Here is a 13,059-nt window from a genome sequence, read left to right as displayed (position 1 = left end):
AAATCTGTCAGCCGCTGGTTGTCGGTTGTTCGCTGTCGTCCGTCGTCCGTCGCCTGCCGTCTGCCGCCTGCCGTTCGCTCCTCACCCGGCCGCTGCCGCCGCCCGGTCGACGGCGGCGAGGACCTTCGCGGTGCCGTCCTCGACGGCCAGGGCCGCCGCGACGGCCCGGGCGCGGGTGCGGTAGCGGGGGTCGTCGAGGGTCAGGCGGAGGGCGGTGGCGAGGCGGGCCGGGGTCAGGGTGCGCAGTGGGACGGGCCCGGGGGAGACGCCGAGCAGGGCCAGCCGGGCGGACCAGAACGGTGCGTCGAGCTGGGCGGGCACGGGGACGGTGGGAGTCCCGGAGCGGAGGGCGGCCGCCGTGGTTCCGGCGCCCGCGTGGTGGACCACGGCGGCGGTGCGGGGGAAGAGCCAGTCGTGCGGGGTGTCGCCGATGGTCAGGACGGAGTCCGAGTCCTCAGCGGCCAGTTCGCTCCAGCCGGACTGGAGGAGGAGGCGCACCCGGGCGGCGCGGGCGGCGGCGAGGACGGTGGCGGTGAGCCGCTCGGGGTCGGGGACGACCAGGCTGCCGAAGCCGACGAAGACCGGCGGCGGTCCGGCGGCGAGGAAGTCGAGTAGCCGGGCCGGGGGTGTCCAGTCCGGCCGCTCGGGCGGCCACCAGTAGCCCGCCACGTCCAGCCGGGGGTGCCAGTCGGCGGGCCGGGGCACCACCAGCGGCGAGAAGCCGTGCAGGACGGGGTGGTTGCGACGGGCCCGGGCGACGCCGAGCGGCGGCAGGCCGAGCCGCTGCCGCAGCCCGCGGACGGCCGGCCCGAAGAGCTGGTCCGTCGCGGCCTGGACGGCGTGCCCCGCCAGCAGGTTGCCGGACCGGCCGAGCGACCGGGTGCCGGTGACGGCGGGCGCGAACTCCCGGGTGGGGGAGAGGGGCTGGAGGTACAGCCCGATGCTGGGGATGCCGACCGCCTCGGCGGCGACCTGGCCGAGCGCGCTGGTGGTGCTGGTGGTCAGCAGCAGATCGGTGCCGAGTGCCGTGGCATCGGCGATGCCCTCGCCGAGTGCCGGCATGAACCTCCTGGCGAGCCGCAGGAGTTGCAGGATTCCACCCGGTCCGCTGCCGGCCCGCAGCAGGCGCCGGCCCTCGGCGGAGGCGAGTTCGGCGCGCGGGTCGACCGGTAGCGGGCGGTACTCCAGCCCGGCGGCCCGGACGGGCCCGGCGAAGGTGTCGTGGGTCGCGACGGCCACCTGATGTCCGGCCGCCCGCAGGCGGACGCCGAGCCCGGTGAAGGGGGCCACGTCGCCCCGGGAGCCGGCGGTGGCGATCAGGATGCGCATGGTCGCAGTATTTCGGCGTCGGCGGCGGGCAGGAAGGGCGCCACGCGCGGGGGCGGTCCGGCCCCGCCGACCGGTATCGAACGCCGGCCTGCAGGTGGCGGGCGCCGTGACTGACCACGTGGCTGACCCCGTCTGATCCCTGTGGTGGGCCGGGCGGCCGAACCGGGCGGCGGAACCGGGCGGCGGGCGGAGGCGTCCTTCCGGGCAGAGCGCACGGGACGGGGCCCGGGGCGCCGCGGACGGGAGGGGATGTCGGAATGAGCATCGTCGCGTGGATCGTGCTGGGCCTGCTGGCGGGTGCGCTGGCCAAGCTGCTACTGCCGGGGAAGGACCCGGGCGGCCTGATCGTGACCACCCTGATCGGCATCGCCGGATCGTTCGTCGGCGGCTGGATCGCGTCGCACTTCCTGCACCGCTCGGTCACCGCGCACTTCTTCGACGCCGCGACCTGGGTGTCGGCGATCGGCGGCGCCCTGGTGCTGCTGATCGTCTACCGGCTGCTGTTCGGCAACTCGCGCCGCTGACGGCCGGGTTCGTTCCGTCGCCGGTACCCGGGAGGCCATGGGACGGCCTGCCGTGAGGGGTTCCGCCGCCCGGAGCGGCCGCGCCCGGATGGCCGGTTCGCACCGGTCCTTCCGGGCGCTGGAACGGTGCGGGGCTCTCGTACGTCCTTCCGGTCGGACCCGGGGGCTCGACGGGGTCGTCACACCGATGACGCAAGGGGCGGCGGATGAGCTGGATGGCGTGGATCGTGCTGGGCCTGGTGTCGGGGACGCTGGCCAGGATGGCGATGTCGAGGGGTGAGCGCGGCCTGATCGGCAGCACCCTGATCGGGATCACCGGCTCCTACATCGGCACCTGGATCGTCTCGAACTGGATGCACGGGGCGGTGAAGGTGAGCTTCCTCGACATCACGACCTGGGTGTCGGCGATCGGCGGCGCGATGGTCCTGCTCCTCGCCTACAAGGTGTTCCGCTTCATCACCCGCCGCTGACCACCGGCCCGTGGCCGGCGGCCCCGGACGCCTCGGCGACCCAGTCCGGGAGGGGCTCGCGGGCGGCGAGCCAGCCGGGCGGCACGTCCGCGAGTCCGGTCCGGGCGGCGACCACGCCGGCGGCGACGGCGCAGGTGGTGTCCTTGTCGCCCCAGCCCTCCAGGGTGTGCCAGACGGCCTCGGGCAGCGAGTCCAGGTGCCCGGCCGCGGACCAGAGGGCGAACGGCACGGTGTCCGGGGCGGAGATCAGGGTCCCCGAGCCGAGCACGCTGGCGGCGTGCCGGACGCTGGTGTGCCCGGGCAGCCGGGCGGCGATCCGCAGCCCGGAACGGACCTCGCAGTCCGGCAGCCGTCCGGCGACCTCGGTCAGCAACTCGGCCCGGCCGGGCGGGCTTCCGCCCCGGCTCCGGACCGCCAGCGCCGCCGCGAGGGCGACCGCCACCGCGCCGGCGACCGCCTCCGGGTGGAAGTGGGTGGTGAGCGCCTGCAGTTCGGCCTGCCGGACCACCGTGTCGAGGTTGTCGGCGAACCAGGCCCCCAGCGGGGCGACCCGCATCGCGGCGCCGTTCCCGTGCGAGCCCTGGCCCTCGGACTGGCCCGCGGTGATGGCGCGCCAGTCCCCGCCGGTGCCGATCCCGCGCAGTACCCGGTGCATCGACGGGCCGTACTTGCGGCCGTACTCGCGGGCGTACTCGGAGGCGAATTCCCGGGCGAGCGCGTCCGGCCGGACCTCTCCCGCACCGAGCAGGTGGCGGACCAGCACGAGCGCCATGGCGGTGTCGTCGGTCCAGTGCCAGGGCGCGCGCCGGACCAGACGGGCGGCCAGCGCGGCGGCTGCCTCGTCCGGCGGGACCGAGAACCAGCGGTCGCCGAAGGCATCGCCGAGGGCGAGCCCCTCCAGGCTGTCCAGGACCGGGCGGGCCGTACGCATGTCATCGTCCGAGTGAGATCAACTGTGCGCGGCAGTCTGCCGGACGGGCTGGGCGCCGGCGAACGGGTTTCCCGTCGCTCGCTGGCGCCCCGCGTACTGACGTACCGTCACGTCACCTTCAGGCCGCCGAGGACGAGCTTCCAGACGGCCTCGAACCGGTCGTCGACCCCGGGCGTGGACCAGGTGGACGCGTAGGCCGGGTCGTGGAAGGGGCTGGTGGCGTCGAAGACGGCGCGGGCGGTGTTGCGGATGTGGGTGAGCTTGAACTCCTTGCGCTCCGTGCCGTCCGTGACGATCTGCGCGATCTGGTCGACCAGGGTGTCGACATGGGCGTCCACCAGGCCGCTGTTCTCCTCGACCAGCACCATGTAGGTGGCGAACAGCTCCGGGTCGTCCAGCGCCTTCTTCCGCTTGGCCGTGAACAGCGTCCTCAGCCAGCGGTGCAGCCGCTCGGAGGCGGGGCCGCCCTCGCTGGAGACGGTCGCCAGCTCGTGGTGCGCCTGGTCCAGCCAGCGCTGGGTGACCGCCTCGCGCAGCGCGGCCTTGCTGGGGAAGTGCCGGTAGACGCTGCTGTGGCTGACGCCGAGGATGCGGGCGACGTCCACGACGGTGGCCTTGGCCGGGCCGAACCGCCGGAGGACGTCCTCCGCCGCGATCAGGATCTGCTCGGCGGTGAGTGTGGTGTCCGTGGTCACGGGGAGGTCCGTCCTTTGGGTCGTGCGGTCGGGTCGTGCGGCGTCGGCGCCGGTGGTGCGTCAGTGCTCGCTGTCCAGGTGGGCCATCTGTGCGGCAGCGTACCGGTCACCTGCGGCGGCGCCGGCGGGTACGGCGGCCTCGACGGCGGCGAGGTCGGGCCCGGTCAGAGTGACGTCGAGCGCGCCGAGGGCCTCGGCCAGACGGTCCCGGCGGCGGGCGCCGACCAGCGGGACGACGTCCTGCCCGCGCGAGGCCACCCAGGCGATGGCGACCTGGGCGACGGTCGCGCCCCGCGCGGCGGCGATCTCGCGCAGGGCCTCGACCAGCGCCAGGTTGTGGGCCAGGTTCTCGCCCTGGAAGCGCGGACTGTGGCTGCGGAAGTCGGTGCCGGCGAGGGCGCGTTCCCGGTCCCAGTGGCCGCTGAGCAGGCCGCGGGAGAGCACGCCGTACGCGGTGATGCCGATGCCGAGCTCGCGGGCGGCGGGCAGGACGGCGGCCTCGATCGAGCGGGAGAGCAGCGAGTACTCGATCTGGAGGTCGCTGATCGGGTGGACGGCGGCGGCCCGGCGCAGGGTGTCGGCGCCGACCTCGGAGAGTCCGATGTGGCGGACGTAGCCGGCCTTCACCAGGTCGGCGATGGCGCCGACGGTCTCCTCGATCGGGACGTCCGGGTCCAGACGGGCCGGGCGGTAGACGTCGATGTGGTCGGTGCGCAGGCGGCGCAGGGTGTAGGAGAGCGCGGTCTTGGTGGCGGCGGGGCTCGTGCTGTAGCCGAGCCACTGGCCGTCGGGGCCGCGCTGGGCGCCGAACTTCACGCTGATCTGCACGCTCTCGCGGTCGCGGCCGCGCAGCGCTTCGTGGATCAGCAGCTCGTTGTGGCCCATGCCGTAGAAGTCGCCGGTGTCGAGGAGGGTGATTCCGGCGTCGAGGGCCGCGTGGATGGTGGCGATGCTCTCGGCCTCGTCGGCCGGGCCGTACAGGTTGGACATGCCCATGCAGCCGAGGCCGAGGGCCGAGGTGACCGGCCCGGTGGTGCCGAGGGTGCGCTGGGCGGGGCGGGTGTGCGGGGACACGGGGACTCCAAGGGGCGGGTGCGGCGCCGGGAGGCGGGGGCAGGGTGGCCCGGATGCCACTGTGGCACGACAGCGAACAGATTTCAAAATCTGTTCGCTGTCGTCTGTTATCTGAAAGTTGAACTCTGTCTGTTGTCATTTGTTCGGACGAACGCCCCCTGGATCAGCCACCCCGCCGCAGCTGCCCGAACAGTCGCGGCACGGCTGCCCGCCGGCCGTCAGCGGGCGACCCGGCTGCGGGTGTCGTACGCGAAATCGGTGAACTCGGGGTGGCGGAGCATCCAGCCCTTGATGAAGGGGCAGGTCGCCAGCACGGCCAGGCCTCGGGCGCGGGCGTCGTCCAGGGCTGCGCGGGCCAGCGCACTGCCGATGCCCCGGCCCTCGAAGGCGGGCTCGACCACGGTGTGCGGATAGACCACCAGCTGGTCGCCGCGCAGGTACTCGGCGAAGCCCGTCGGCCGGTCGTCCTCCCAGGCCTCGAAGCGGTTGCGGGCTTCCACGTCACGTACCGAGAGGGTCATCGAGGCTCCTCACCGCCGGAGAGCCGCGGCCGGGCCCGGCCCCGGTCCGTCATCGGGCGACCGGGGCCGCCCCGCCCGTCGATCGCCGGTCGTCCCCGTACCCGTCCCCTCCGTCTCCGCCTCCGCCCGCTCCGTCCATGTCTTCTTCGCGGCGGCCGTCGGCTCACCGGCCGCGCTCCCGACCGGCGCCCAGGCCTCGCGTCCGCCCGGCGCCCGCAGCAGGTAGGCACGGGCGGGCGGCACGTTGCGCCACACCGTGCGCTCGCCCAGGCCGTACGCCGCCTCGAACCCCCGCAGCAGCCGCACCACCGCCCGGTGGCGGGCGCCCCGGCGGGGGCCCGAGGTGAGGGTGCGCGCCGTCGTCGTGCCGAGGTACCCGAAGTACGTCAGCTCGCCGCCGGGCGCCAGCAGCCGCAGGTAGAGGTCGAGGATGTCGCGCACCCGCGCGGGCTCGAAGTTGGTGAACGGCAGCCCGGACACGATCGCGTCGTACCGCTGCGTGCAGTCCTCCGGCCGGGCCCCCTCCGGCTCCGCCGTACGGGACTCCGGAAGCTCCTCGACCCGGCAGGCCGACAGCCGCAGCCCGATGCCGGGGTGGCGCGCGGCCAGGACGGGGTCCTCCCGGAGCCGCTCCGCGAACCGCGGGTTGGCCTCGACGACGTGCAACCGGTCGCCCGGGCGCAGCACTCGGGCGAGCCGGCGGGTCACCACGCCCGTTCCGGCGCCGACCTCCAGCACCGAGATCGGACGGTTCGGGCGGCTGGTGACCGGTACCACCAGCGCGTTCACCAGCTCAGGGCCGCTCGGGGCCAGCGCGCCGGTGTCGTGGAAGGTGCGCAGGGCCTCGGCGAGGAACAGCAGGCGGTCCCCGCCGGCGGACGAACCGTACCGGGGGGAAAGGGACTTGGGGCCGTGGTGGAGCCGTTCACTGGTCATGCCCTCGACGCTAGGCAGCACGGGGCCGCCGCGAATCGGCCGGTCAGTGGCGCCGACCCCCGACGAAAGTCGAGGGTGCGGTTACCCGGAAGACAGAGGTGCTCCACGGTCGAGCGCCCCTAGCATCGAGCCCGAGGTACCGAACACCGAACGTGCGGAGAGCTTTCGGGGCGGGGGAAGAGGAAAGGAGGAGCGTCATGCGCAGGAGTGTGCTCGGCTGGTACGGGCCGGACCACCGGGCCGGGACCGATACCTTGTTGCTGCTCGGAGTGCTCGGCCTGGGCATCGAGGAGGCGTTGGCCCAGTGGACGCGCTCCGACGGTCCACTGCGCCTGCCGCGCACGGTCGTTGCCGCGCTCGCCGCGCTCTCGCTCGTCTTCGCCCGCCGCTACCCGGTGGCCTCGGCCGTGCTGCCGGTGCTCACCGGCGGGTCGTTCAACCGGGCCTTCCCCGGCCTGTTCAGCGTCTTCCACCTCGCCTACCTGGGCCGGACCGGCCCGGCGGTGGCGGGCGGCGCGGCCATCGTGGTGGGCAGTGCGGCGGGTGCGAATTCGCTGATCGGCTGGGCCGGCACCGCCGGGTCCCAACTCCTCGTCCAGGCCGCCGTCCTGGCGGTCGCCCTGTGGCTGCACGGCAGACGGGTGCTGATCCGCACCCTGCACGAGCAGGTCGACGCGCTGCGCCGCGAGCGCGAGCTGCGTGCCGACCAGGCCCGAGCCGCCGAACGCGCCCGGATCGCCCGGGAGATGCACGACGTGCTGGCCCACCGGCTCAGCCTCCTGGTGCTGCACGCCGGGGTGCTGCGCGACCAGGCCAGGGCCGGCACCGTCGCCGCGGACACCGACCGCCTCACCCACCGACTCGAACTGCTGCGCACCACCGCCGCCCGATCGCTCGACGATCTGCGCGACGTCCTGGGCGCGCTGCGGGCCGACCCTCCGGCCCCGCACGCAGCGGGAGGCGATCCGCCCGTGCCGGCCGAGGCCGGGAGCGTCCCGGCGCCCGCCCTGCGCGACCTCACCGAACTCGTCGGCGAGGCGAACCAGGCCGGCCAACGGGTCGAACTCGCCCTCTCGGGAGACCCGGAGACCATCCCGACCACCCACCGGCTGGCCGTGCACAGGCTGGTCCAGGAGGCGCTGACCAACGCCCGCAAGTACGCGCACGCCGCGCCCGTCACCGTCCGGGTCGGCTACGGGGCGCCGGCGACGACGGTCGAGGTCCGCAACGGCCCGGGCGAGGCGATGCCGGACGGGCCGGGTGCCGGCGGCGGGTACGGGCTGGTCGGGCTGGCCGAACGGGTCGAGGCCCTCGGCGGCCACCTAGACGCCGGTCCGGAGGGTGGCGGCGGCTTCCGGCTCTCCGCCCGGTTGCCCGCGCCGGACCGCCCGCCGCAGCTGGTGCCCGACCCGGCTCCCGCCCCGGGCGAGGGTTCGCCGCCACCACCGGGGCGCGCGCCGTCGGACCCGGCGCGGGCGTCTCCGGGGCCGGGGCCGAGGCAGGGGGGATCCGGACAGGGGAGACCCGGGCAAGGAATACGAGGGGCACGGCAGTCGCAGGAACGGGTGCAAGGGGCGCACCACCCGGAGCGATCCACGGGACCGGAGCGATCGACGGGACCGGAGCAGCCGATGGAACCGGAGCGTTCGATGGAACCGGAGCAGGAACCGAAGCAGCAGCCGAAGGGTGCCGCATGATCCGAACAATGGTGGTCGACGACGACGCGCTGGTTCGCCTCGGCCTGGTCGACCTCCTGGCCCAGGACCCGGCACTCACCGTGGTCGCCGAGGCCGCCGACGGGCTGCAAGCCGTCGAAATCGCCGGAAGCCGGCGGATCGACGTCGCGCTGATGGACATCCGGATGCCCCGGCTCGACGGGATCGCCGCCACTCGGCGGCTGCGCGAACTCCCGGACGGCCCGCGGGTCATCGCCCTCACCACCTTCGATCTGGACGAGTACGTGTACCAGGCACTCGCGGCCGGGGCGGACGGCTTCCTGCTCAAGGACACCCCGCCCGCGGAGATCGCCCGGGCCGTCCACGTCGTCGCGGGCGGTCAGGGGATGCTGCACCCGGCGGCCGCGCGGCGGCTGATCGACCGCTACCACCGGGTCGGGGCACCCCGGTCGGTGGCCGCCCGTCACCGGGTCGCCGGACTCACCCCGCGGGAGACCGACGTGCTGCGCGAACTCGCCGACGGCCTCTCCAATGCCGAGATCGCGGGCGTGCTCGGAATGCGCGAGAGCACCGTCAAGGCGCATGTCAGCCGGATCCTGACCGGGCTCGGTGTCGGCAACCGGGTCCAGGCGGCGCTGCTCGCACGCGACGCCGGGCTGGTGGGCGACGGTGGCTGAGGACGAACGGCGGGGAGCGACTGCGGCCGGGACCGCGCACCGGGGTTCCGGTCGGTCGCGCACGCTCGCACACATTCGTGCACGTCCGTGCCGGGCCTGCTCCCGCCGTACCCGGAGCTCTCCGCCCACCCCGGCGCCCTCCCGCCGTGCAGGGGTGCCGCCCTGTCGTGTCCGGGCGGGCAACCGAGGCACGTCGAGGCTCGGAGGGGCACACCGGGGCACGGCACCGGCCGGTGTTCACGCGGGTGTTCCCCGGACGTTCCCCCGGAGTCGGGGTGGGCGGGGCAGCGGGCTTCCCTGAGCCGCCGCGTGCTCCCGGTTCGTATCGCATGCTGAGCCGCTGTCACCCATCCGGCGTGGAATTGCCGTGCCTTGGCCGTTTGCGCTGCCGAACTCGGGCGGCGGGTCCATGGTGGAGATGGGCGCGATCCGGCGACCGCGTCCGCGCGCCGATCCAGGCCCGCGCGCCGAGCGCCCGCGCCGATCGTGGACGGGCGGCCTCCGAAGCGGGGCCCGGTACCGGCACGCTGGGAGCAGGGCCACCTCGCAGGAAACCGAACGGTTCTTCTAGGCTCACATCTCGGCTTCCCTGCGGCGGTCCGGCCATTGCGCCCGCTGCCGGGAGGCCACCGTCCACGGGGGCTCCGGGCGGACCGGGGCCCCCGGATCGAGCGAGGAGGACGCACATGCCAAGCACGCCGCCCAGCCGTTCCACCGTACTTGGGCCAGACGGGCCGATCCGGTGGGCCGCCCATCACCCCGGCCGACCGGTGCGGTCCGGCCGGGCCTGGTACCCGGGTGGGAGCGGTCGGCCGGTACGGCCGCTGTATACCGGCGGTGGTCGCGGAGGCGAGCGTTGAGTCCCCAGATCGTCGGGGCGCCCGCCGTGCCGGGCGCCGCCGTGGAACCCGACCCGACGCCGGTCACCGTCCCGGCCGCCACCGACGGCGAGACCCTCGCCGCGACCACCGCGACCACCACCACTGCCGCCACCACCGTCGGCGCCACCGGTACCGCCACCGCTGCGGGCGCCACCACCGGCACCGCAACTGCCGCTGCGGCTCAGGCCACTGCGGTTCCGGCCGCCTCGGCTCAGGCCGCCGCGGTAGCGACCGGCGCGGCGAAGACCGCCGTGACCACGGCAGCCGGCGCCAAGACCGCAGCGACCAAGACCGCAGCGGCCAAGACCACGGCAGCCAAGGCCGCGGTGGCCAAGTCCGCCCTCACGAAGTCGTCCCTTGCCAAGGCCGTCGTCGCGAAGAACGCGGTGGCGACGACCGCGGTGCCGAGGAGCACGGCCGGAAAGCCCACGGCGGGCCCGGCCGCCACCGCCACCCCCGGGGCCTCCACCGTCATCACGGCGCTTCCCGGTGTGCCGCAGGCGCTCAGCGCCCGGGCCCGTACCCTCGCCGGAGCAGTCCGGCGGCGCTGTGCCGATCTGGCGCGGATCGAGTCCCCCAGCGGGGACGCGCCCAGACTCGACGCCCTCGCCGAGGAGTTGGCGGCCGGCTTCCGTGCCACCGGTGCCACCGCCCGGCGTGAGCCCGGACCGGCCGGGGACCACCTCGTGCTGGAGTGGGAGGGCCGGGACGAGTCCCTGCCGCACCTGCTGATCGTCGGGCACCACGACACCGTCTGGCCGGTCGGCACCCTCGCGGACTGGCCGGTGACCGAGCAGGACGGCCGGCTCACCGGCCCCGGCGTGGTCGATATGAAGGGTGGACTCGCCGTCCTGGAGAGCGCGTTGTCGCTGCTCGTGGACCTGGGCGAGCGCCCGCACCGGACCGTCCGCCTGGTCGTGGTGTCCGACGAGGAGGTGGGCAGCCCGGACGGGCGGCGCCTGGTCGAGCGCCAGTTGCGCGGCGCCGCGGCGGTCCTGGGGCTCGAACCACCGCACCCCGACGGTCGGTTGAAGACCGCGCGGCGCGGCAGCACCCGGGTGCGGCTCACCGTGACCGGTCGCGAGGCGCATGCGGGCAACGACGCCCACGACGGGGTGTCCGCGGTCGACGAGCTGGTGGACCAGCTCGTGGTGGTGCGGGACCTCGCCGGCCAGCCCGGCACCGAGCTGAACGCCGGTCGGATCAGTGGTGGTTCGCGTGCCAACGTGGTCGCCGGTCGGGCCGAGGCCGAGTTGGGGCTGCGCTTCGCCACCGTCGAGGCGCAGCGCCGCACGCTCGACGACCTTGCCCGGCTCGCCCCGTTGCGTCCGGGTGCCCGGGTTCGTACGGAGGTGCTGTCCAGTCGTCCGGCCTGGCCCGAGCGGACCGGCAACCCGCTGCTGCGGCACGTGCGTTCGCTCGCCGCGGTTCTCGGTCAGCAGCTGGACGGCGGTCCGGCGGGCGGGGCGGGGGACACCAACCTGCCGGGCTCGCGCGGGCTTCCGACCCTGGACGGCTTCGGGGCGGTCGGTGCCGGGGCCCATGCCCGGCACGAATACATCCGGCTCGACCAGATCGCCCCCCGGATCGCCCTGCTGGCGGCGCTGCTCGCCGTTCCGCTGCCGCGACTGCGTGACCGCGCGGAGGGGTGAGGCGTTGCGGTGAGCCGCTGACGGTCGGCAGCTGACAGCCGGAAGCAGACAGCTGACAGCTGACAGCTGACAGCTGACAGCGGACGGCCGACAGCAGTGGACGGTATGCAGTAGACGGACGCCGGCGAACAGATGACAGCCGACAGATAACAGCTGACAGATTTCAGAATCTGTCAGCTGTTATCTGTTTCGCACCTTGCCATCCCTCCGCCCCGCTGCGCAGAATGGTACCGACCGAACGGTCAGTCGGTTGGTTGATCGGGCGCTCCGGCAACCGACCGGGCAGGACGGGCAGGACACGAGAGGGGACTGTGGTGACAGCAGAGGTGGCCGAGGCGGTCCCCGCGCAGACGCCGGAGGACCGGTTCGAGGCGGTCGTCGCCGCTGAGCAGCGGATCGAGCCCAGGGACTGGATGCCCGACGCCTACCGGGCCACCCTGATCCGCCAGATCGCCCAGCACGCACACTCCGAGATCATCGGCATGCAGCCCGAGGGCAACTGGCTGACCCGGGCGCCGTCCCTGCGCCGCAAGGCCATCCTGCTTGCCAAGGCCCAGGACGAGGCCGGTCACGGCCTCTACCTCTACGCCGCCGCCGAGACCCTCGGCGTCGACCGCGCCGAGCTCACCGAGAAGCTGATCTCCGGCCGCCAGAAGTACTCCTCGATCTTCAACTACCCGACCCTCAGCTTCGCCGACGTCGGGGTGATCGGCTGGCTGGTGGACGGCGCCGCGATCTGCAACCAGGTCCCGCTCTGCCGGTGCAGCTACGGCCCGTACGCCCGCGCGATGGTGCGGATCTGCAAGGAGGAGTCCTTCCACCAGCGCCAGGGCTACGAGCTCCTGATGACGCTGATGCGCGGCACCGAGGCCCAGCGCCGGATGGTCCAGGACGCGGTGGACCGCTGGTGGTGGCCGTCGCTGATGATGTTCGGCCCCTCGGACTCCGACTCGCCGAACAGCGCCCGCTCGATGGCCTGGCGGATCAAACGGCACAGCAACGACGAGCTGCGCCGGCGGTTCGTCGACATGACCGTCCCGCAGGCCGAGCACCTGGGGGTCACGCTCCCGGACCCGGAGCTGCGCTGGAACGAGGAGCGCGGCGGTTGGGACTTCGGTGAGCCGGACTGGTCCGAGCTGACCAGGGTCATCCACGGCCAGGGCCCCTGCAACGCCCAGCGGATCGACCGCCGCCGTGCCGCCCACGAGGACGGCACCTGGGTGCGCGAGGCCGCCGTCGCCTACGCGGCCAAGCGCGCCGCCGAGGCTGCCGAAACCGCCGGAGCCGCCGAGGCCGCCGAAACCGCCGGAGCCGCCGGAGCCGACCAAGCCCCCGGACTCACCGAAGCCACCGAACAGGAGAACGGAAAGTGACCGAGCCCCAGGTTGGCTCCCCGGCCGGGTCCAAGGCCGGCTGGCCGCTGTACGAGGTGTTCGTGCGCCCCCGGCGGGGGCTGAACCACGTCCACGTCGGTTCGCTGCACGCCGCCGACGACCGGATGGCGCTGCTCGCCGCCCGCGACCTGTACACCCGGCGCAACGAGGGCGTGAGCCTCTGGGTGGTCCGCTCGGACGCGATCACCGCCTCCACCCCGGACGAGCGCGACCCGTTCTTCGATCCCAGCGGCGACAAGGTCTACCGCCACCCGACCTTCTACGACATCCCCGAGGATGTCCCGCACATCTGACGGGGG

General features: G+C 74.2%; 13 protein-coding genes. 7 read left to right on the top strand and 6 right to left on the bottom strand.

Annotated elements, in window-relative coordinates:
* Positions 1-81: 81 nt before the first annotated feature.
* Complete coding sequence (locus tag ACWGKU_RS07460; RefSeq protein ID WP_452177946.1) at positions 82-1,329, bottom strand: glycosyltransferase; 1,248 nt, start codon at positions 1,327-1,329, stop codon at positions 82-84.
* Between the two features lie 257 nt (positions 1,330-1,586).
* Here ACWGKU_RS07460 and ACWGKU_RS07455 point away from each other — a divergent pair, with 257 nt between their 5' ends.
* Entirely contained in the window at positions 1,587-1,853 is a 267-nt protein-coding gene (locus ACWGKU_RS07455) for a GlsB/YeaQ/YmgE family stress response membrane protein (protein ID WP_355254305.1), read from the top strand.
* Positions 1,854-2,059: 206 nt separating this feature from the next.
* Entirely contained in the window at positions 2,060-2,323 is a 264-nt protein-coding gene (locus tag ACWGKU_RS07450; RefSeq protein WP_359900491.1) for a GlsB/YeaQ/YmgE family stress response membrane protein, read from the top strand.
* Here ACWGKU_RS07450 and ACWGKU_RS07445 read toward each other — a convergent pair.
* The 5 genes from ACWGKU_RS07445 to ACWGKU_RS07425 form a co-directional block, all read right to left on the bottom strand.
* On the bottom strand, positions 2,310-3,254 hold the full coding sequence (locus tag ACWGKU_RS07445; protein WP_452177945.1) for an ADP-ribosylglycohydrolase family protein: 945 nt from the start codon (positions 3,252-3,254) through the stop codon (positions 2,310-2,312). The two genes, ACWGKU_RS07450 and ACWGKU_RS07445, sit on opposite strands and share 14 nt — an antisense overlap.
* Positions 3,255-3,361: 107 nt before the next feature.
* Entirely contained in the window at positions 3,362-3,949 is a 588-nt protein-coding gene (locus ACWGKU_RS07440; RefSeq protein ID WP_401046728.1) for a TetR family transcriptional regulator, read from the bottom strand.
* 60 nt (positions 3,950-4,009) lie between these two features.
* Positions 4,010-4,945, bottom strand: a complete 936-nt coding sequence (locus ACWGKU_RS07435) for an aldo/keto reductase (protein ID WP_452177957.1) — start codon at positions 4,943-4,945, stop codon at positions 4,010-4,012.
* Between the two features lie 296 nt (positions 4,946-5,241).
* The gene (locus tag ACWGKU_RS07430) at positions 5,242-5,544 is read right to left on the bottom strand and encodes a GNAT family N-acetyltransferase (protein ID WP_452177944.1); all 303 of its coding nucleotides are present in this window, start codon (positions 5,542-5,544) and stop codon (positions 5,242-5,244) included.
* A 9-nt stretch (positions 5,545-5,553) separates the two neighbouring features.
* On the bottom strand, positions 5,554-6,480 hold the full coding sequence (locus ACWGKU_RS07425) for a class I SAM-dependent methyltransferase (protein ID WP_452177943.1): 927 nt from the start codon (positions 6,478-6,480) through the stop codon (positions 5,554-5,556).
* A gap of 197 nt (positions 6,481-6,677) precedes the next feature.
* Here ACWGKU_RS07425 and ACWGKU_RS07420 point away from each other — a divergent pair, with 197 nt between their 5' ends.
* From ACWGKU_RS07420 to paaB, 5 genes are all read left to right on the top strand, one after another.
* The gene (locus ACWGKU_RS07420; protein WP_452177942.1) at positions 6,678-8,177 is read left to right on the top strand and encodes a histidine kinase; all 1,500 of its coding nucleotides are present in this window, start codon (positions 6,678-6,680) and stop codon (positions 8,175-8,177) included.
* Positions 8,174-8,833, top strand: a complete 660-nt coding sequence (locus ACWGKU_RS07415) for a response regulator transcription factor (RefSeq protein ID WP_359900504.1) — start codon at positions 8,174-8,176, stop codon at positions 8,831-8,833. Before ACWGKU_RS07420 ends, ACWGKU_RS07415 begins: the two co-directional genes overlap by 4 nt.
* 856 nt (positions 8,834-9,689) lie before the next feature.
* The gene (locus ACWGKU_RS07410) at positions 9,690-11,366 is read left to right on the top strand and encodes a M20 family metallopeptidase (protein WP_452177941.1); all 1,677 of its coding nucleotides are present in this window, start codon (positions 9,690-9,692) and stop codon (positions 11,364-11,366) included.
* A gap of 224 nt (positions 11,367-11,590) precedes the next feature.
* A complete protein-coding gene (paaA, locus tag ACWGKU_RS07405) occupies positions 11,591-12,739 on the top strand; it encodes a 1,2-phenylacetyl-CoA epoxidase subunit PaaA (RefSeq protein WP_452177940.1) in 1,149 nt (382 codons plus the stop codon).
* Entirely contained in the window at positions 12,736-13,053 is a 318-nt protein-coding gene (paaB, locus tag ACWGKU_RS07400; protein WP_359900510.1) for a 1,2-phenylacetyl-CoA epoxidase subunit PaaB, read from the top strand. Before paaA ends, paaB begins: the two co-directional genes overlap by 4 nt.
* Positions 13,054-13,059: the final 6 nt, after the last annotated feature.

The sequence above is a fragment of the Kitasatospora sp. NPDC054768 genome (assembly GCF_053612025.1).
Note: the sequence above shows the minus strand (reverse complement) of the source record. Positions and strands in the feature narration are given on the sequence as shown.